The sequence below is a fragment of the Streptomyces sp. NPDC087440 genome, assembly GCF_044744005.1.
In the GTDB taxonomy this organism is placed as follows: domain Bacteria; phylum Actinomycetota; class Actinomycetes; order Streptomycetales; family Streptomycetaceae; genus Streptomyces.
Map to the genome: position 1 here is coordinate 175499 of NZ_JBIUXN010000008.1, position 19877 is coordinate 195375.

A 19877-nucleotide genomic window follows, 5' to 3' on the forward strand; every position below is an offset into this window, starting at 1 on the left:
GACCAGAAGGGGCCCGTCCATGCGACTGCGCAGCGCACTTGTGCTGGGGATCACTGCCGCCACCCTCGCTCCGGCGTCGGGTGCGGTCGCCTCCACCGTCGACGGGGGGCTGCTCTACCACCGGCTGTGCTCGGTGGCCGCCGTGGGCGCGCCGCTCGGCCCGCCGGACGGCTGTACGAGTGCGGCGGACCCGGTGGATCCGGGGGCACCCTCCGGGAGCGCCCACCCCGGTCCCGTGTCCCCGCAGGCCCAGCCCGGTCCCGTACACGCAACACAGCCCGTCCCCCGAGCGGACCCCGTCTCCCCCCTGTACGAGGCCCCCGCGCCCCACTCCCACGAGGCCCACCCCCCGCGCCTGCGGCCGTACCGGCAGCCCCTGCGCGCACAGGAGGCCGCACCCCCGCGCCGCATCGGGACCGCCCCCGCCGACCCCACCTGCGGCGACCCCGACAGCGCCGACTTCCCCCTCACCACCCGCATCCGGCAGGCCCCCGCCACCTACCGCCCCGGCGGCGACGGCGCCGAGTGGGCGCTCGACCTCGCCAACACCACCGACATCGGCTGCCCGGGCGTCCACCCCGTCCTGGTCCTCGTCGACGAGGCGCGCGCCCTGCGCCCCGGCCACGTCCGCGCCGAGTTCCACGCGGGCGGCGCCTGGCACCGCATCCCCTTCGTCCACACCGACCGCGACGAGCTGATCGGGGTCTTCGGCGAGGACCTCCCCGGGTTCGACGTGGGCGCGGGTCAGACGCGGACCGTACGGGTACGGCTCGGCTTCGCCGAAGGGGTCGCACCCGGTGACGTCGTCGCCAACACGGCGATCGTGCAGCGCCGGGGCGACGACGGGGACTGGGTCGGGCAGTCCGACGACTACCGGTTCCGCATCACCAACTCCCCGGAAGGGGAGAGCAGTTACACGGCGGGCGCCGGAAGCCCGCACCAGCTCGCACAGTCGGGTCCGAGCCCCTTGCTCGGACTTGAGGGCACCGCCGTCGCCTTCCTCCTCGGCGGCGGAGCCCTTGTGGTGGGTTCTCGACGGCTGCGGACGCCGCCGAAGCGCTGACCCCCCGATCCCGCGCCTCGGCCTTCGCATCCCGTCGTTCAGCCGCTCCCACCACCTTCCGGAAGCAGTGCCCGCGCCGTCCCAGCCGATTCACCGGCGGCGCGGGCACCGCTGCGTCCGGACCGCTGCGTCCCGACCGCCGTGTCCGGACCGCCGCAATTCGGACCGCCGTGTTCGGGCGAGCGGCCGCCCCGTACACCGTCATCTGCGACGATCCCTGACGTGGACTACCCGAACACGCACCACCAGGACCCCGGCGCGCCCGTCCGCTCAGGCATCCCGGAGCACGGACGCATCCCGAAGTACTACGCGGTCAAGGCCCATCTCGCCGAGCTGCTGGGCGAGTTGGCGGAGGGCGAGCTGCTGCCCACCGAGCGCGACCTCGCCGTACGGTACGAAGTCGCCCGCGACACCGTGCGCCAGGCGCTGCGCGAACTGTTGCTGGAGGGGCGGGTGAGGCGGCAGGGGCGGGGGACGGTCGCCGCCGGGCCGAAACTGGAGCAACCCCTGGCGTTGGCCAGTTATACAGAAGGCGTACGCCGGCAGGGCCGCCGCCCCGGGCGCAACCTGATCGGCCTGGAGCGATTCCCCTGCCCCGCCGGGCTGGCCCCGGACGTCGGCGTGGAGCCCGGAGCGCCGGTCTGGCACCTGGAGCGGGTGCTGCTCGCGGACAACGAGCGGATAGGGCTGGAGAGTTGTTACGTCTCCGTCGAGCGCGTCCCGAGGCTCGACGTCGACTTCGAGCCCGACTCCTCCTTCTACGCCTACCTCAGCGAGGAGGTCGGGATCGGCCTCGGCAAGGCGGGGGAGCGCATCGAGACCGTCCTCGCCACCCCGCGCGAGGCGCTGCTGATCGGCACGCCGCCCGCGCTGCCGATGCTGCTGATGCACCGGTGGACGCGTGATGTGACGGGGCAGCCGCTGGAGCGGGTGCGGATGCTCTTCCGGGGTGACCGGTTCAGCTTCTCCACGCAGCTCGGCGGGCAGTGACCGCGCGGCTCGGTGGCCAGTGACCGCGCGGCTCGGCGGGCAGTGACCGCAGCGGGGCGGAAGCAGTCGATCCGACGCACGGCGATAACGAGAACGTAACGGGTCTGAGCCAGCCTTGGGGGGCTGTTCACCGTGCCGTTGCCGGGTGGATTCGGCCGCGACACCCACCCCGAGGAGCGTAGCCGCCGTGAGAGTCATAGTCGTTGGAGCCGGCGTGGTGGGAACCATGCACGCCTGGCACGCAGTGGAACGCGGCCACGAGGTCGTACAGATCGAGCGCGAGAGCGAGGCGCGCGGCGCGAGCCTGCGCAACTTCGGCCAGATTTGGGTCAGCGGGCGCGCCGGGGGCGAGGAACTCGACACCGCGCTGCGGGCCCGCGAGCTGTGGGAGGGCATCGGGGCCCGCGTCCCGGACCTGGGCTTTAGGGCCAACGGGTCGCTCACCCCGGTCCGTACCGAGCTCGAACTCGCCGTCGCCGAGGCCGCGTTGACCCGCGACGACGCGGCGGCCCGCGGCTACAAGCTGCTCACCCCCGACGAGGCGCGCGGCGTCAACCCCGCCCTGCGCGGCGACTTCCTCGCCGCCCTGTGGTGCGAGCGGGACGCGGCCGTCGAGCCGCGCACCGCCCAACTCGCACTGAAGCAGGCGCTGTTGGCGTCCGGCCGGTACACCTTCCTCGGGGGCCGTGAGGTCCGCGACGTCATCGGCGAGGGCGCCGTCCGCGACGACCACGGCGACGTGCACCGGGGGGACGCCGTCGTCCTGTGCACCGGCGCCTGGCTCGGCGGACTCGTCCGCGAGCTGGCCCCCGACCTGCCGGTGCGCCGCGTGCGCCTGCAGATGATGCAGACCGAGCCCCTCGGCGAGACCCTCACCACCTCCGTCGCCGACGCCGACAGCTTCCGCTACTACCCGGCCTACGCGGGCGGTGCGCTGGACGCCCTCAACTCCGGGCAGGACCAGACGCCCACCGCCGCCGCCCACAAGATGCAGCTCTTGATGGTGCAGCGCCGGGACGGCGGGCTCACCATCGGCGACACCCACGAGTACGAGCACCCCTTCCGCTTCGATGTGGAGGAGGAGCCGTACGAGCACGTCGCGGCCGTCGCGGAGAGCTTCCTGGGCCGTCCGCTTCCGAAGATCCGACGGCGCTGGGCCGGGGTGTACGCCCAGTGCGTCGACAAGAGCCGTGTGGTGCACCGGCAGCAGGTGCAGGACGGCGTATGGCTGGTGACGGGGCCGGGCGGGCGCGGGATGACCTGCTCGCCCGCCATCGCCGAGCAGACCGCGAACGAATTGGGCTGGTGACCGAAGCATGAGCAGCAACCGTATTGATCTGGTCGTCCTCGACATGGCCGGGACGACCGTCGCCGACGGCGGCCTCGTCGAGCAGGCCTTCGCCGCGGCCGCCGAGAAGCTCGGCGTCGTGGCCGGGACGCCCGACTTCGACAGCAAGCTGGACTACGTCCGCGCCACCATGGGCGAGTCCAAGATCTCCGTCTTCCGGCACCTCTTCGGCGACGAGGACCTCGCCCAGCAGGCCAACACCGCCTTCGAGGAGGCGTACGGGTCCCTGGTCGACGGCGGTCGCATCGCCGAGATCCCCGGGGCCCGCGAGGCCGTCGAGAAGCTCGCCGCCGACGGCCGCACCGTCGTCCTGACCACCGGCTTCGCCCGGGTCACCCAGGACGCGATCCTCGCCGCACTGGGCTGGCAGGACCTGGTGGGGCTCACCCTGTGCCCCGCCGACGCGGGCGGCCGGGGGCGTCCGTACCCGGACATGGTGCTCACCGCGTTCCTGCGAACGGGCGCGGTGGCCTCGGTCGCCGACGTGGCCGTCGTCGGCGACACCTCGTACGACATGCTCAGCGGCGTACGGGCGGGCGCGGGCGTCGTCGCCGGTGTCCTGACCGGGGCGCACGGGCGCACCCAGCTGGAGGCCCACGGGGCCGGCCACGTGCTCGGCTCCGTCGCCGAACTCCCCGAACTGCTGGCGGAGTTGGGTCGATGAGCAGCGGCATACGCTTCGAGTCGGTCTCGGTGGCGTACGGGAAGAACGTCGTCCTGGACTCCCTCGACCTGACGGTGGAACCCGGCGAGGTGATGGCCCTGCTCGGGCCCTCCGGGTCGGGCAAGACCACCGCGCTGCGGGCGGTCGCGGGCTTCGTGAAGCCCGCCTCCGGGCGGGTGTTCATCGGGGACCGCGACGTCACCGCGCTGCCGCCGTACCGGCGGGGGATCGGGATGGTCGTCCAGCAGTACGCGCTCTTCCCGCACCTGCGGGTCGAGGACAACGTGGCCTTCGGGCTGAAGGCGCAGAAGGTCGCGAAGGCGGAGATCCCGGCGCGCGTCGCCGAGGCGCTGGAGATGACCGGGATGGCGTCGTACGCGAAGCGCTATCCGAGGGAGCTGTCGGGCGGGCAGCAGCAACGCGTCGCGATCGCACGGGCGTTGGCGATCCGGCCGGGGGTGCTGCTGCTGGATGAGCCGCTGTCGGCGCTGGACGCGCAGCTGCGGTCCGGGATGCTGGCCGAACTGGCGCGGCTGCACCGGGAGTTGCCCGATGTGTCGATCCTGTACGTCACACACGATCAGGTCGAGGCGCTGACGCTGGCGGACCGGATCGCCGTCATGGACAAGGCGCGGCTCCAGGACTGCGGGACACCGCAGGAGCTGTACCGGCGGCCGCGCACGGAATTCACCGCGTCCTTCGTCGGCAACGCGAATCTGCTGCCGGTGGAGGTGGGGGCACAGGGGGTGCGCCTCGACGGGGTCGAGCTGAAGGTCGACACCCAGGGAGCGGCCGAGGGGGCCGCCGCCACGCTGTGCGTGCGGCCGCACCTGGTCGGGCTCGGGGAAGGGCCGAACGCCCTGCGCGGCACGATCAGCGAGGTGCAGTGGCGGGGGTCGACGCACCGGCTGTACGTGGAGGTCGGGGAGGGACGGCACCGGGTGAAGGCGGATGTACGGGAACTGCGGGAGACGCCGGTGCTCGGGGAGGACGTGGTCCTCCACTTCGCGGCTGAGGACGCGGTGCTGCTCGGGGCGGGGGTGTCCGGTGGCTGAGGTGGGTGCGGTGCCCGCGGGCCGGGGGGTGGTGCACTCGGCCTCCGGCCGAGCAGAGGTTCCCACCCGCACCACCCGTGCAGATGAGTGGGGCAGTGCGGGTCTTCCCGAGGATGGTGGCGCGCCGTCGGCGACTGCGGGCCCGTCCCCGGATGGAGAGAAAACCCGACGCGGTATGCCGCGTTGGGTGTGGGCGCTGCCGCCCGTGGCGGTGCTGGCGCTCGTGTTCCTGTATCCGCTCGCGCTCGTCGTGCAGCAGTCGTTCACGGCGGACACCGGGGAGGTGTCCTTCGCCCCCTACGGGGACGTCTTCGCCTCCGAGGCCTTCCGGGAAGCGCTGACGACGACCGTGTGGCTCGCGCTCGGGGCGACCGTCGGGTGTCTCGTGCTCGGGTTCGTGCTCGCGCTCGTCATCGCCTTCGTGCCGTTCCCCGGCGGAAAGGCCGTCGCGAAGTTCATCGACGTGTTCCTGTCCTTCCCGTCCTTCCTCATCACGCTCGCGCTGCTCTTCATCTACGGCAGTGTCGGCATGGCGAACGGGGTCTGGACCGGGGTGACCGGGGCCGCCGAAGGGCCCTTCCACTTCCTCACCACCCCCTGGGGCGTCCTCCTCGCGGAGATCACCTACTTCACGCCCTTCGTGATGCGCCCCCTGCTCGCCGCGTTCTCCCAGATCGACACCTCGCAGCTGGAGGTCGCCTCCTCCCTCGGGGCCCGGACCTGGCGGATCGTACGGCAGGTGATCCTCCCCGAGGCGCTGCCCGCGCTCGCCGCCGGCGGGGCGCTCGTCCTGGTGATGTGCCTCAACGAGTTCGGGATCGTGCTCTTCACCGGCGCGAAGGGCGTGACGACCCTCCCGATGCTCGTCTACAGCAAGGCGATCCTGGAGTCCGACTATCCGGCCGCCTGCGTCGTCGCCGTCGTCAACATCGCGATATCCGTGGGACTTTACGGAATGTACCGGGTGGTGAGCCGTCGTGTTGGTGCATAGCCGCACCGGGAAATGGGCGACCTGGGTCGTCTTCTTCCTCCTCTTCCTTCCGCTGTTCGCCCTGCCGCTCCTGGTGATCCTCACCGCGTCCTTCTCCACGCACTGGTCCGGCGCCTTCCCGTCCGGCCCGACCGTCGAGAACTACGGGGCCGCCGTACGCGGCGAATCCCTCCAGGCGCTCACCACCAGCCTCGTCACCGCGCTCGCCGCCAGCGTCCTCGCGCTGACCTTCGGCAGCTGGGCCGCGCTCGCCGCCGCCGCGCTGAAGAAGGGCGGGAAGCGGGCCCTGGACGCCCTGTTCATGCTGCCGGTCGCCGTGCCGTCGGTGGTCGTCGGCCTCGCCGTCCTGGTCGCCTTCTCCCAGCCGCCGTTCCTGCTCAACGGCACCCGCTGGATCGTCATCCTGGCGCACACCATTCTTGTCACGGCGTTCGCCTACCAGTCGGTTTCGGCCGCGATCGTACGACTCGATCCGATGTACGAGCAGGCCGCCGCCTCCCTCGGGGCCCGGCCCTCGTACGTCCTGTGGCGGGTGAAGCTGCCGCTCCTGCTGCCGTCCCTGAACGCGGCCGCCGGACTCTGCTTCGCCCTGTCCATGGGCGAGTTGAGCGCCACGATGATGCTCTACCCGCCGGACTGGATGCCGCTGCCGGTGCAGATCTTCACCGCCACCGACCGGGGCTCCCTCTTCGCGGGCTCGGCCGTCGCGGTCGTCCTCATGGGCACCACGCTGCTCGTCCTGCTCGCGGTCTCCCGCATCCGTACCAAAGCCTCCTTCCGCTGATCACGCAGATCACATCGCTATCCAAGGGGATACGAATCGCCATGCAGCGCACCCTCAAGCCGCTCGCCGCCACCGTCGGCAGCCTCGCCCTCGCCGCGTCCCTCTCCGCCTGCGGCGGGACCTCCGCCGCGTCCTCCTCCGACGAGAAGATCGTCACCGTCTACAGCGCCGACGGCCTCAAGGGCGAGAAGGGCGACGGCTGGTACGACAAGGTCTTCCAGGACTTCGAGAAGAAGACCGGCATCAAGGTCAAGTACGTGGAGGGCGGCTCGGGCGAGATGGTGCAGCGCGCCCTGCGGGAGAAGTCCAACACCCAGGCCGACGTCATCGTCACCCTGCCGCCGTTCATCCAGCAGGCCGACTCCAAGGGGCTGCTCCAGGCGTACCAGCCGGCCGGTTCCGACAAGGTCGCCGCCGGTGACAAGGCGGCCGACGGCAAGTGGACCTCGGTCGTCAACAACTACTTCGGGTTCATCAAGAACAAGAAGGAGCTCCCGGGCGACACCCCCAAGACCTGGGAGGACCTGCTCGACGCGAAGTACAAGGGCAAGCTCCAGTACTCGACGCCGGGTGTGGCGGGCGACGGCACCGCCGTGGTCATCAAGGCCATGCACGACTTCGGCGGCAAGGACGCCGCCATGGCCTACCTGAAGAAGCTCCAGGCCAACAACGTCGGCCCGTCCTCCTCGACCTCCAAGCTCGCCCCCAAGGTCGACAAGGGCGAGATCCTGGTCGCCAACGGCGACGTGCAGATGAACTTCGCGCAGGCCAAGTCCGCCCCGAACCTGGGCATCTGGTTCCCGGCGAAGGCGGGCGCGGCCAAGCCCACCACCTTCGCGCTGCCGTACGCCGCCGGGCTCGTCAACAAGGCCCCGCACACCGAGAACGGCAAGAAGCTCCTCGACTTCCTGCTGACCGACGCGGCCCAGAAGGACGTCAGCGCCATCGGCGGCGGCTTCCCGGCCCGCTCCGACATCAAGCCCACCGACGCCAACGCCACCGCCCTCGCCAAGGTCCTGGAAGGCGTCGAGGTCTTCACACCGGACTGGACCGACGTCGACAAGAACCTCAAGGAGTACGTCGACGCCTGGAAGACCGCCACCGGCAGCTGAGCCCCGGCCGCCTCGGGCTCCCGCCCCCGGCCGTCGATAACCATTCGGCCAAGCTTCACCGCACAGGACTGGACCGGCCCCCTGCCATCACGCCAAGGTAACGGGTCTGGTCCAGCTCTGTGTTTCACGGACCACCCGAGTACGCACACGCACCTCCCGCACCGCATCGCTCTCAACACCGGTCCCACCCCACGTTGAAGGATTGCCATGCCCAGAGGACTGTCCCGCCGCACCGTGCTCGCCTCGACCGCCGCCGCCACCGCGGCCGTCACCGTCTCCGGCGGACTCGCGCTCCCCGCGCAGGCCGCCGCCCCCGCCGCCGCACCGACCCTCCCCAACGGCACCAGTGCGGACAAGGTCCTGTTCATCGGCATGGACGGTCTGCGCCACGACCGGATCATGGCCGCCCAGGCCCCGAACCTGAAGTCCCTGATCGCCCAGGGCACGTACGGCACGAGCCTGCTCTACTGCTCCCCGATGGGCGACACGTCGTCCGGACCCGGCTGGTCGACCATCTCCTGCGGCGTCTGGCCCGACAAGCACGGTGTCGTCAACAACGACTTCATCGGCAAGAACTACGCGAAATACCCGGGCTTCCTCTCCCGCATCGCCCAGGTCAAGCCCGCCCTGTCCACCTTCGCGGCCGTCGACTGGACCCCGCTGGACACCCAGGGCACGGTCACCGCGGGCGCTGACGCCAAGGTCGTCTACAACGGCGACGACGCCCAGGGCTACCCCGTGCACGACGCGGCCATCGCCGCCGACGTCACCGGCGTGCTGCGCAACCAGAACCCGGACGTCGTCTTCGCGTACTTCGGCAACACCGACGTCGTCGCGCACAACAAGGGCGCCCTGCACCCCGACTACCTGGCCTGCATCGACCGGCAGGACGCGTGGGTCGGCCAGTTCGTGGCGGCGATCAAGGCCCGTCCGACGTACGCCCAGGAACGGTGGACGATCCTCGTCGCCACCGACCACGGGCACGCCGACGCGGGCGGGCACGGCGGCCCCTCCATCGAGGAGCGGCGCACCTTCGTCATCGCCCAGGGCCCGGGCATCCCGGTCGGCGCCAAACCCTTCAACACCCGCCTCGTGGACGTCGCCCCGACCGTCTTCCAGGCCCTCGGCATCCCGATCCAGGCGGCCTGGGACCTGGACGGGCGTCCGCTCCAACGCCCGTACGCGGACGGCTTCGACGCCTCGTACTCCGCCCTGAAGCCCGCCGTCGACGAGACCGGCATCCCGGCCGGGGTGCTCGGCTTCACGCACAGCCCGGCGGGCGGCTGGACCATCGACAACTCCAAGATGCCCGCCACCGGCGGCGTCACCGAGTGGCGCGGCTGGACGCTGACCACCGACGAGTTCTGGACCCGGGCGGAGAAGAGCCAGCAGCGCGAGACCTTCACCAAGGGGCGGGGCGTCATCGCGGTCGCCGACCCCGACGAGTGGGACGACAAGGGCAGCCCCTCCAGCAGCGCGGCCTTCGACTCGACCCTCATCTCGCCCGCCGTCAGCGTCGCCCGCAAGACCTCGATCACCCTCTCGTACGCCACCCACTACCTGGCCTACGGGACCCAGCGCGGCGACGTCCTGGTGTCCTTCGACGGCGGGGCCGACCAGGTCGTCAAGACCTACGCGGCCGACGCCAAGAACAAGGCCGAGAAGTTCACCGTCGCCGTGCCGTCCGGTGCGTCCACGGTCAAGGTCAAGTTCCGGATGCGTGATGCCCGGAATGACTGGTACTGGGCGGTCGACGACGTACAAGTCGGCTGATCCGCAGGGGGGTTGACGGAGCCCGATCGCCCCCCGCCCGAAGCCGGCCCGACGCCCTTCGGTAACCATTCGGCCAAGCTTCGCTGCGAGGGTCTGGACCAGTCGCTGTTGTCACGCCAAGGTAACGGGTCTGGTCCAGATTCTTGCGTTCCGGACCTTTGCACGGCCAAGCCCAGGCCACGCAAGACACGCACGCCCCGCTTGCCTCGATGTGAACAGCCCCACCCCCGTTGGAGGATCAGCAATGCCCCGAGGTATGTCACGCCGTACCGTGCTCGCCGGAACCGCCACCGCCGCAGCGGCCGTCGCCGTGTCGGGGAGCCTGGCCGGTGCCGCGCACGCCGCGCCCGCCCCCGCCGCCGACGTCCCCACGCTCCCGAACGGCACCAGCAGAAACAAGGTCCTCGTCGTCGGCATGGACGGTCTGCGCCACGACCGCATCGCCGCCGCACAGGCCCCCACCTTCACGTCCCTCATCGCGCGCGGCACCTTCGCCACCAGCCTGCTCTACTCCCCGCCCACCGCGCAGACCTCCTCGGGCCCCGGCTGGTCGACGGTCTCCACCGGTGTGTGGCCCGACAAGCACGGCGTCGTCGACAACAGCTTCAAGGGCAAGAACTACGCCCAGTACCCGGGCTTCCTCGCCCGCCTGCGCGAAGTGAAGCCGGAGCTCTCGACGTTCGCCGCCATCGACTGGAAGCCCTTGGACGCCGAGGGCACCGTCACCGCCGGGGCCAGCGCCAAGATCGCCCTGGACGGCGACGCCGACGGTTACGTGGCGCACGACGCGACCATCGCGGCGGCCGCCGAGGCGATCCTGCGCGACCAGAACCCCGACGTCTGCTTCATCTACTTCGGCCAGAGCGACATCGTCGGCCACAACTCCGGTGCCATGAGCCCGAAGTACCTGGAACAGATCGACCTCTACGACGGCTACATCGGCCGCATGCTCGCCGCGATCAAGGCCCGCAGGAGCTACCACCGCGAGCGCTGGACGATCCTGCTCACCACCGACCACGGCCACGCCGACAAGGGCGGCCACGGCGGCCCCTCCATCGAGGAGCGCCGGGTCTTCACCATCGCCCAGGGCCCCGGCATCCCGGTCGGCGCCAAGCCGATCAATGCCCGCCACGTGGACACCGTCGCCACCGTCTTCCACGCGCTGGGCATCACTCCCAAGCCCGAGTGGGGCCTGGACGGCAAGCCGCTGCAGCGCCCGTTCGCGGACGGCTTCGACGCCTCGTACTCCCTGCTCAAGCCCGCCGTCGACGAGACCGGCACCCCCCAGGAGGTACTGGGCTTCACCCACACCCCGGCGGGCGGCTGGACCATCGACAACTCCCGGATGCCCGCCACCGGCGGCGTCGAGGAGTGGCGCGGCTGGACGCTGACCACCGACGAGTTCTGGACCCGCGCCGACAAGGCGCAGGGCCGCGAGGGCTTCACCCGGGGCCGGGGCGTCATCGCGGTCGCCGACCCCGACGAGTGGGACGACAAGGGCAACCCGTCCAAGGACATCGAGTTCGACTCGACCCTTGTCTCGCCCGCCTACCGGGTCGCCCGCAAGTCCTCGGTGACCCTGACCTTCTTCAGCCATTACTTGCAGGACGGCACCCAGCGCGGCGACGTCCTGGTCTCCTTCGACGGCGCCGCCGACCAACTGGTCAAGAACTACGCGGCCGACGCGAAGAACACCGCGGAGAAGTTCACGATCGCCGTCCCCAAGGGGGCCCGCACGGTCCGGGTGAAGTTCCGGATGCGCGACGCCCGCAACAGCTGGTTCTGGGCCGTGGACGACGTACAAATCGGCTGATACGCAAGCGAATTGACGCATGAGTTGACGTAGGAACGGTCCCGGGGAGCCCCATACTCCCCGGGGCCGGTGCAGCACCCCCCCTCCCACGCACCACCTGTTTCCCTGGAGAAAGACATGTCCCAAGGCATCTCGCGCCGCGCCGTCCTCCTCGGCGCGGCCGCCGTCGCCGCCACGGCGGGCCCGCTCGCCTCCGCCACCCAGGCGGCCGCCGCCGAGCGCGCCGCCCGGGCGGCCAAGACCCCGAAGGTCCTGGTCATCGGCCTGGACGGGGCGATGATCCGCCGGATCAAGGACGCGGACGCGCCGAACCTGGACGCGCTCATGGCGGCCGGTGTCACCGCGCCCTCCAGCATCTACACCAACCCGATGGCGCCGACCCTCTCCGGGCCCGGCTGGGCGACCCTCATCACGGGCGTGTGGCCGGACAAGCACAAGGTGGTCAACAACGAGTTCACCGGCAACGCCTTCGCCGCCTACCCCGACTTCCTGACCCGCATCGAGACCGCCAGGCCCGCCCTGAAGACGTACGCGGTCTGCTCCTGGAACCCGCTGACCGACCAGGTCTTCTCCGCCAAGGTCGACGAGCGGGTCTCCACCCCGTCCGCCGAGTACGACACGGGCACCACCTCGCGCGCCGTCGCCAAGGTGAAGACGGACGTCGACGCGGTCTTCGTGCACCTCGACAACGTCGACCACGCCGGGCACGACCACGGCAACGCCAGCCAGGAGTACCTGGACGCGCTGCACGGCGTCGACACCCAGGTCGGCCAGATCGTCGCCGCCGTCACGTCCCGTGCCACGTACGGCAACGAGGACTGGCTCATCATGATCACCGCCGACCACGGGCACACCGCGACCGGCGGCCACGGCGGCGACAGCTGGGACGAGCGCCAGACCTTCCTGATCGCCACCGGCGCCGGACTGCCCGCCGGAGTCACCCGGTACGACGTGAAGATGCCCGACGTCGCCGTCTCCGCCCTGCACCACCTGGGCGTCACGGTCAGCCCCTCCTGGAACCTCGACGGCCGCCCCGTCCAGCAGTCCGCCCCCGACGCCTTCGACGCCCTGCGCGGCTCCCTCCAGAAGCGCGTGGACGAGACCGGCATCGGCGCGGACGTCCTCGGCTTCACCCACGTCGCGCCCAGCGGCTGGTCGGTCGACAACACGAAGATGGGCACCGGCGGCATCACCGAGTGGCGCGGCTGGTCCTTCACCACCGACGAGTTCTGGACCAAGGCCGAGAAGGGCCAGCAGCGCGAGCTGAACGTCCGGGCCCGTAACGTCTTCGCGGTCTGCGACGGCGACGAGTGGACCGACAAGACCTTCACCGGCACCTTCGACTCGACGCTGGTCAGCCCGAAGTTCACGGTCACGCCCGGCCAGGCCGCCACCCTCAGCTACACGACGTACTACCGCCACGAGGCCCCGCAGAAGGCCGAGGTCCTGGTCGCGTACGGGAACGCGGCCCCGGTCGCGGTCAAGACGTACACCGCCGACACCTCCTCCCGCGTCGAGAAGCTCACCCTCCAGGTCCCGGCGGGCGCCACCACCGCCCAGGTCCGCTTCCGCTACACCGGCGGCAACAACTGGTACTGGACGATCGACGGCGTCACCATCACCGCTTAGTCATTAGGCTGGGGGCGTGCACAGGGTTGTGCGCGCCCCCTTGTCTGAGTGTGTGTACGTACGGCGGGAGTCCCCCCAGATGGCAGAGCGCAAGCCGATCGAGTCCTGGCTCACCGACATGGACGGAGTCCTCATCCACGAGGGCGTGCCGATCCCCGGCGCCGACGCCTTCATCAGGAAGCTCCGGGACACCGACAAGCCCTTCCTGGTGCTGACCAACAACTCCATCTACACCGCCCGCGACCTGCACGCCCGCCTGGCCCGGATGGGCCTGGACGTGCCGGTGGAGAACATCTGGACCTCCGCGCTGGCCACCGCCCAGTTCCTGGACGACCAGCGCCCCGGCGGCACCGCGTACGTCATCGGCGAGGCGGGCCTGACCACCGCCCTGCACGACATCGGGTACGTCCTCACCGACCACGAGCCCGACTACGTGGTCCTGGGCGAGACCCGGACGTACTCCTTCGAGGCGCTCACCAAGGCGATCCGCCTGATCAACGGCGGCGCCCGGTTCATCTGCACCAACCCCGACGAGACCGGCCCCTCCGCCGAGGGCCCGCTGCCCGCCACCGGCGCCGTCGCCGCCCTGATCACCAAGGCGACCGGCAAGAAGCCGTACTTCGCGGGCAAGCCCAACCCGCTGATGATGCGCACCGGCCTCAACGCCATCGGCGCGCACTCCGAGACCAGCGCCATGATCGGCGACCGGATGGACACCGACGTGCTGGCCGGTCTGGAGGCGGGCATGGAGACCTTCCTGGTCCTCACCGGGCTCACCGGCAAGGACGACATCGACCGGTACCCGTTCCGGCCCTCCACGGTCGTCGACTCGATCGCGGACCTGGTCGAGCGCATCTGAGCCACCCACCCGGGGCGCGGCTGAGCCGCCCACCCGGGCGTATATCACCCGCAGGGGCCCGTACGGCGCAGTGACAGGCCCCTGCGGATGCGGAATCACCCCGGCGCGTGGATCTTCTTGAAGTACCAGGAGGTTCACTATGCGCTCAGCACAGCTCACTCTGTGTGCGGGTGCGGTGCTCGCGGCGGTACTCGTCCCCGCGTCCACCGCCCTCGCCGCCGTGACGGACAACGAAGAGTCCCACGGCAGTGTCACCGTCACCCCGTCCACCATCGCGGCCGGCGGGGAGGTGGATCTGCGGGTCAGCGTGTGCGGCGGCAAGAAGGCCGTCGGCACCTCGGAGGCGTTCTCCTCACCCGCGTACTTCAACCCCGCGGCCGACGGCGGCCTCTTCGCCGAGGCCCGCATCCGCTCCGACGCCTCGGGCCGCGACTACAGCATCAACGTCAAGTGCGAGGACGGCCCCGGCTCCGCCAGCGGCAACGTCACCGTCGTGCACCGCAGGGTCGACCCGACCGCCCCGGTCCGCGCGGGCGGCGGCGGCACCGCCCTGGCCGCCGAGTCCGACGGCCCGGGCACCCCGCACACCCTCATCGGCCTCGGCCTCGCGGGCGCGGCGGCGATCGCCATCGCGGGCCGATCCGTACGCAAGCGCCGCGGCGGCTCGCACTGAGTCCAGCCCGGCGTCCGGAGCCGACACCTCCAGGGGAGTGACATGACCACCGACCAAGCCCCCGGCAAGGGCCGCGCGCTCACCGGCATCGCCTGGGCGGTGCTGCTCCTCGGACTGTGGCTGTGGGGCCGCGACCTCACCGACGGACCGGGCGGCAGCGCCGCCCCGACCACCGGTGACGTGGCCGCGGTGGGACGCCCACTGCTGCAGATCGAACTCCCCGAGGCGCACGAGCCGGTCACGGGCACCCGCCCGGCCCGCCTCGACATCCCCTCGCTGGGCATCACCGCCCCCGTCAGCGCCCGCGGGCTGGACGGGACGGGGGCGGTCGACCCGCCGCCGTACGAACAGCCCAAAGCGGTCGGCTGGTACGGGAACGGGGTGCGCCCGGGCGGCAGCGGCGTGGCGCTGATGGTGGGGCACGTCGACACGCAGAGCAAGCCCGCCGTCTTCTACGGGCTCAGCTCCGCCCGCCCCGGCGAGCAGGTCAAGGTCACCGGGGCGGACGGCTCCGTCGCCGAGTTCACGATCGACGACGTCCAGGTCTTCAGCCGGGACAAGTTCGACGCGAAGCGGGCGTACGGCCAGCACGAGGACGGCCGGGCCGAACTGCGGCTGATCACCTGCGGCGGCACCTACGACCACGAGGCCAAGCACTACACGGCCAACGTGGTCGTCTCGGCCTACTTGACGGGTGCCACGGACGCTCCGGCCAAGTCCTGAGCCGCAGCGGGGGAGTTGACCCCGGCCCTCGCCGCGGCCCGCAGCCCCAGCCCGCCGAACACCGCGGCGAACACGGCCCACAGCAGCACCTGCGACCCCAGCGACAGCACCCGGAAGTCCCACAACAGCGTTGCCGGTACGGGGACTTCGTCCGGGTTGCCCGGCAGCAGGAACAGCACCGCGAGCGTCACGGCGCCGGTCAGGAACACCACGCCGTGACGCAGCGGCTGCGGCCTGCCCGCCAGACGTACGTACAACTGCCGGGCCAGCAGCATGCCCAGGATGCCGATCACGACGGCCGCCAGCCACAACTGCTGCCGTTCGCCGACCGTGTTGGCGTCACCGACGCCGGGCGGGGCCGCCGGGTAGCGCAGCCCCGGCAGCAGGGCGACCGCGACGAACGCGGCGGCGCAGAACGCGAGGGCGCGCGGCCAGGCCCGTACGAGATATCCCGTACGGCGGTGGACCAGCGCGTAGGCGACGGCGAACAGCGCGCCCAGCGCCAGGCCCGCGACGATCGCCGTGACGACGAGGCCGAAGTGCTGCTGGCCGCGCGTGAAGAGCTCCTCGTGGTGCTCGGCGACCGCGCCGGCCGCCGCGTGCGCGTGCTCGGCCGCCTCCTCCTTCGCCGACCGGGCCTCTTCGAGGACGATCGCCCGGTCCATCACGGGTTCGGCGAGCAGCAGCGAGAACAGGCCCGTGACCAGGCCTGCGACCCCGCCCGCCGCGACGCCGCGGCCGAGCAGGGTGAGAGTGGGGTTGCTCATGGTGTGCGCGACCCCGATCAGTGGCACGGGGCACCGAAGAGGTGCCTGCCGTCGTGCGAGAACTCGTGCAGGTAGCTGCCGGTCGCGGAGATGATGTGGCCGTTGTCCATGAACACGGCGTACAGCGCGATCAGGGCGACGATCACCGCGGCGGCCAGGATCAGCAGATCCCGGGTGCGGGTGGTCGCCGACGCGAGGTCGGTGGCGGTCTGTGCGGACTGCGGGGCAGAGGCAGACATGACGGGGTGAGCCCTCCTTCTGGGGTTTCCACGCCCCAAGGCAGGAGAGGCGACGGTCCAGTTCCTGACTTCCGCACCCCGCGGGGGAGGTGCGGTCACAGTGGCGGGACCGTCCCGGAGTCGCACCGGAGTTCCTGATCGCCGTCGCCTCGACGTGTGAAGTTGTCCTCCGGAGAGTCCCAGTCTGGCAGTGCACTGTCAATGGGCGTCCGGTGTGAGGGAAACCCCAGGTGGGCGGCGAGGCGGGAGGGCACCTGGCCCGGCCGACTGCTCGCTCCCCCCGGAGCTGTCGGCCGGGCTGGTCCTCGACCGCGCGCGCACGAACTGCGGGAGAAGCCCGGCGCCGTCGCGGGAGGTTCTGTGGAAGAGCCAACTCGGATTCACGGGCCGGGGGCTGGGGCCGCTCTCCTACTGTAGAGCGGTCAAGCCCCGTTCTCCAGAGGGTAATTGACGCAAAGTCACAGCAAAGTCGCTGCGCGTGTCCCGGGGAGGGGTCGCCGCTGCCCCGGCGTACCCCTCACGCGTCGCCCCGCACCTGCGCCGAGTCCAGCTTCCCCACCACGATGTCCAGCGCCACCTCCGACAGCTGCCGGTCCTCCCGGCGCGCGTACGCCCGCAGCGACTCGAACGCCTCGTCCACCGAGACCGTCCACCGCTCGGCGAGCATGCCCTTCGCCTGCTCCAGCCGCACCCGGCTGGTCAGCGCCGACTGGAGCTGCCCGGCCACCAGCTCCGACTGCCGTACGGTGCGCTGCTGGAGGATGCCGATGGTCGCCGCGTCCGCCAGCGCCTGGGCGAGCGCGACCTCGCCCGGCGGCAGGCTGAGACGCGGGGTGTGGGTGAACAGGTTCAGCGCCCCGATCACCGTCTCGCGCAGCCGCAGCGGGATCGCGTACGTGGAGCGGAAACCGTACTCCCGGGCGCGCGGGGCGAACACCGGCCAGCGCAGCAGGGTCTCCGTGCTGTCCAGGGACACCGGCATGACCGTGCTGCGGCTGCGGTAGCACTCCAGACAGGGGCCCTCCTGGTGCTGGATCTCCAACAGTTCCAGCAGCCAGGCGCGCTCGTCGGAGGAGGCCGCGGTCTGGAGCTCGCCGTGCGGCGTCGCCAGCATCAGCCCGGCCGCCGAGACGTCCAGGAGTTCCACGCAGCGGGCGGCCAGCCGCTGCAGGAAGTCGATCACGTCGAAGTCGTCGACCAGGGTGTCGGCGAGTTCGACGAAGGCCGCCGCGATTTTCTGCTCGCGCACGCTGCTGTCCATGCCTCGTCACCCACATCTGTCGTGCTGCCGGGTGGGGGCGCCGGAGCGCTTCCCCTTCGTCATCGTGCCGTGCCCTGTCCGTCGCCGTCCCGCAGAGCGCCTTCGGGGGTGAAAACCAGCCGCCGCGCCACCACGTCCCGGGCCACGTCCAGGATGGGCTCGTCGGCGGCGTACGCGTAGGCCCGCAGCCGGACCAGGGCGGCGGCGGGCGGCACCCCGAGCCGCACCGCGATCATCCCGGTGGCCTGGTGGACCTCGGCCCGGTAGAGCGTGGCGTCCCGGGTCTGCCGGGGGGTGGGCGGGTCCGGCGGCCCCTCGTCCGAGCCCTCGCCCAGCAGGGTCAGCGTGAGCGTGTCACTGAGGACCAGGGCGTCCCGCAGCTCCAGCGGGCTCAGGCTGCCCGCGGCCGCCCGGTGCAGGGTCAGCGCCCCCAGCCGGATCGCGCCGATCTGCAAGGGCAGCGCGAACACCGCCCGCACCCCCAGCTCCGCCACCGCGGGCAGGAACGCGGGCCAGCGCTCCTGCGGCACCAGCTCCAGGTCCCCGTCCAGCACGAGCGCGCCGGTGGTGTGCACCTCCAGGGTGGGTCCCTCGCCGAGGGTGAACTGGAGGTCCTCCAGCGCGGCACTGGCCGGGCCGGAGAAGCACACGGGCTCGGGGGAGGAGACCGGGCCGCCGGAGAGACTGACCGCGAGGCCGTCCACGCCGAGGGCGTCGGCACAGCGCCGGGCGAAGGACTCGTCGAGCCCGGCGGTGCGTCGGACCGCGAGCTCGTGGAGCAGGGCGGTCATGCGGGTGCTGACGACGCCCTCCCTCCGAGGAGTCCCGATCCGCTGCGTCGCGATTCCCCGCAGCCGCCCCAGGCTAGTGCCTGCGGTGCAAAGGAGCAGGTTGAACGCGGTGCAACAGCTACCCCACGAACGGGAACGCACGCGGTGGGGCGCACGTTCCCTATGGAAGGATGGGATTCGACCGGCTGTGTCCGGGCAGGGGCGGCTGGGGGGCTGCCTCGGGAACTTCTTTCATCTTCGAGACAGTCAGTCACTTTGAGACGTTCAGTCATATCGAGCAGTCACTTCGAGACGGTCAGTCCTCGGCAGGCGCCCAAGGGGGAGTCGATGTACGGCAGTTACAACGGACGTGTGCGAGCACTCGGGGCGGTGGCGGTGGGGGCCGCGCTGCTCCTGACGGGCTGCACCTCGGACGGCGGCGACGACGCCGGGGGCACGGGAGGCAAGGCCCCGGTCACGCAGCTCCCCAAGGGCGACGACCCGTACTGGGTCAATCCGGACGCCAAGGCCGCCAAGGCGCTCGCCGAGGAGAGCGACCCGGCGAAGCAGGAACTGATCAAGAAGATCGCCCAGCAGCCGGCCGGCGAGTGGCTGATCCCGGAGAATGCCAAGGCGCAGGCCAAGGGCTTCACCGAGGCCGCCTCCCAGGCCGACCGCGAGGCCATCCTCGTGCTCTACAACATCCCGCACCGTGACTGCGGCCAGTACTCCGGCGGCGGCGCCGCCGACGGCGACGCCTACCGGAAGTTCGTCAAGGAGGTCGCCGAGGGCATCGGCGACCGCCCGGCCACCGTCATCCTGGAGCCGGACGCCGTCCTGCACATGGTCGACACCTGCACGCCGGAGAAGTTCCACGAGGAGCGCTACGACCTCCTCAAGGGCGCCATCAAGACCCTCAAGCAGCAGCCGAAGACCAAGGTCTACCTGGACGCGGGCAACGCGGGCTGGGGCAAGCCGGACCAGATCTTCGAGCCGCTGAAGTGGTCGGGCATCGACCAGGCCGACGGCTTCTCGGTGAACGTCTCCAACTACTACTCCACCGAGGCCAGCAAGAAGTACGGCAAGGAGCTGTCGGCGAAGGTGGGCAACAAGCCCTTCGTCATCGACACCAGCCGCAACGGCAACGGCCCGTACACCAAGGGCAAGGCGGAGGAGCGCTGGTGCAACCCGCCCGGCCGCGCGCTGGGCGAGTCCCCCACCACCGACACCGGCGACCCGCAGGTGCACGCACTGCTGTGGATCAAGCGCCCCGGCGAGTCCGACGGCACCTGCAAGGGCGGCCCGCAGGCCGGCCGCTGGTTCGCGGACTACGCGCTGGGCCTGGCGAAGAACGCGAAGTAGA

At 71.2% G+C, this 19877-nt stretch carries 19 protein-coding genes and 1 riboswitch; of the genes, 15 read left to right on the forward strand and 4 right to left on the reverse strand.

Features of this window, described 5'->3' with window-relative positions; genetic code table 11:
• Positions 1-19: 19 nt before the first annotated feature.
• From ACIO3O_RS18545 to ACIO3O_RS18610, 14 genes are all read left to right on the forward strand, one after another.
• A complete protein-coding gene (locus ACIO3O_RS18545; protein WP_401746849.1) occupies positions 20-1063 on the forward strand; it encodes a hypothetical protein in 1044 nt (347 codons plus the stop codon).
• A gap of 222 nt (positions 1064-1285) precedes the next feature.
• A complete protein-coding gene (locus ACIO3O_RS18550) occupies positions 1286-2053 on the forward strand; it encodes a GntR family transcriptional regulator (RefSeq protein ID WP_401746850.1) in 768 nt (255 codons plus the stop codon).
• Positions 2054-2240: 187 nt separating this feature from the next.
• A complete protein-coding gene (locus ACIO3O_RS18555) occupies positions 2241-3362 on the forward strand; it encodes a TIGR03364 family FAD-dependent oxidoreductase (RefSeq protein ID WP_401746853.1) in 1122 nt (373 codons plus the stop codon).
• A 7-nt stretch (positions 3363-3369) separates the two neighbouring features.
• Positions 3370-4065 carry a phosphonatase-like hydrolase gene (locus ACIO3O_RS18560; RefSeq protein WP_401746856.1) on the forward strand — a complete coding sequence of 232 codons (696 nt, stop codon included), beginning with the start codon at positions 3370-3372 and terminating at the stop codon, positions 4063-4065.
• The gene (locus ACIO3O_RS18565; RefSeq protein ID WP_401746859.1) at positions 4062-5120 is read left to right on the forward strand and encodes an ABC transporter ATP-binding protein; all 1059 of its coding nucleotides are present in this window, start codon (positions 4062-4064) and stop codon (positions 5118-5120) included. The genes ACIO3O_RS18560 and ACIO3O_RS18565 overlap by 4 nt, the downstream gene beginning before the upstream one ends.
• Before the next feature lie 175 nt (positions 5121-5295).
• Positions 5296-6111, forward strand: a complete 816-nt coding sequence (locus ACIO3O_RS18570; protein WP_189824027.1) for a 2-aminoethylphosphonate ABC transporter permease subunit — start codon at positions 5296-5298, stop codon at positions 6109-6111.
• On the forward strand, positions 6098-6895 hold the full coding sequence (locus tag ACIO3O_RS18575; RefSeq protein WP_189824028.1) for an ABC transporter permease: 798 nt from the start codon (positions 6098-6100) through the stop codon (positions 6893-6895). The genes ACIO3O_RS18570 and ACIO3O_RS18575 overlap by 14 nt, the downstream gene beginning before the upstream one ends.
• Positions 6896-6936: 41 nt before the next feature.
• A complete protein-coding gene (locus ACIO3O_RS18580; protein WP_401746863.1) occupies positions 6937-8007 on the forward strand; it encodes a 2-aminoethylphosphonate ABC transporter substrate-binding protein in 1071 nt (356 codons plus the stop codon).
• 207 nt (positions 8008-8214) lie between these two features.
• Complete coding sequence (locus tag ACIO3O_RS18585; protein WP_401746865.1) at positions 8215-9780, forward strand: alkaline phosphatase family protein; 1566 nt, start codon at positions 8215-8217, stop codon at positions 9778-9780.
• A 244-nt stretch (positions 9781-10024) separates the two neighbouring features.
• Positions 10025-11593, forward strand: a complete 1569-nt coding sequence (locus ACIO3O_RS18590) for an alkaline phosphatase family protein (RefSeq protein WP_401746868.1) — start codon at positions 10025-10027, stop codon at positions 11591-11593.
• Between the two features lie 117 nt (positions 11594-11710).
• Positions 11711-13222 (forward strand): alkaline phosphatase family protein, encoded by a 1512-nt coding sequence (locus tag ACIO3O_RS18595; RefSeq protein WP_401746870.1) that lies wholly within the window; start codon positions 11711-11713, stop codon positions 13220-13222.
• 79 nt (positions 13223-13301) lie between these two features.
• Positions 13302-14081, forward strand: coding sequence for an HAD-IIA family hydrolase (locus ACIO3O_RS18600; RefSeq protein ID WP_401746873.1), 780 nt, complete (start codon positions 13302-13304; stop codon positions 14079-14081).
• Between the two features lie 139 nt (positions 14082-14220).
• Positions 14221-14754, forward strand: a complete 534-nt coding sequence (locus tag ACIO3O_RS18605) for a hypothetical protein (RefSeq protein WP_401746874.1) — start codon at positions 14221-14223, stop codon at positions 14752-14754.
• A 42-nt stretch (positions 14755-14796) separates the two neighbouring features.
• Positions 14797-15477: a class F sortase gene (locus tag ACIO3O_RS18610; RefSeq protein ID WP_401746876.1), complete on the forward strand. Its 681-nt coding sequence runs from the start codon at positions 14797-14799 to the stop codon at positions 15475-15477.
• On the opposite strand, the gene ACIO3O_RS18615 is transcribed toward ACIO3O_RS18610, so the two are convergent.
• From ACIO3O_RS18615 to ACIO3O_RS18630, 4 genes are all read right to left on the reverse strand, one after another.
• Positions 15438-16244 (reverse strand): CbtA family protein, encoded by an 807-nt coding sequence (locus ACIO3O_RS18615; RefSeq protein ID WP_401746878.1) that lies wholly within the window; start codon positions 16242-16244, stop codon positions 15438-15440. The genes ACIO3O_RS18610 and ACIO3O_RS18615 overlap by 40 nt on opposite strands.
• Positions 16245-16261: 17 nt before the next feature.
• Positions 16262-16483, reverse strand: a complete 222-nt coding sequence (locus ACIO3O_RS18620) for a CbtB-domain containing protein (RefSeq protein WP_189824037.1) — start codon at positions 16481-16483, stop codon at positions 16262-16264.
• 58 nt (positions 16484-16541) lie between these two features.
• Positions 16542-16622, reverse strand: a riboswitch (cobalamin riboswitch).
• Positions 16623-17000: 378 nt separating this feature from the next.
• Positions 17001-17744, reverse strand: coding sequence for a GAF and ANTAR domain-containing protein (locus ACIO3O_RS18625; RefSeq protein ID WP_401746881.1), 744 nt, complete (start codon positions 17742-17744; stop codon positions 17001-17003).
• A gap of 59 nt (positions 17745-17803) precedes the next feature.
• The gene (locus ACIO3O_RS18630; protein WP_401746883.1) at positions 17804-18535 is read right to left on the reverse strand and encodes an ANTAR domain-containing protein; all 732 of its coding nucleotides are present in this window, start codon (positions 18533-18535) and stop codon (positions 17804-17806) included.
• A 327-nt stretch (positions 18536-18862) separates the two neighbouring features.
• Here ACIO3O_RS18630 and ACIO3O_RS18635 point away from each other — a divergent pair, with 327 nt between their 5' ends.
• Positions 18863-19876 (forward strand): glycoside hydrolase family 6 protein, encoded by a 1014-nt coding sequence (locus ACIO3O_RS18635; protein WP_401746886.1) that lies wholly within the window; start codon positions 18863-18865, stop codon positions 19874-19876.
• The last annotated feature ends 1 nt before the right edge of the window (position 19877 follow it).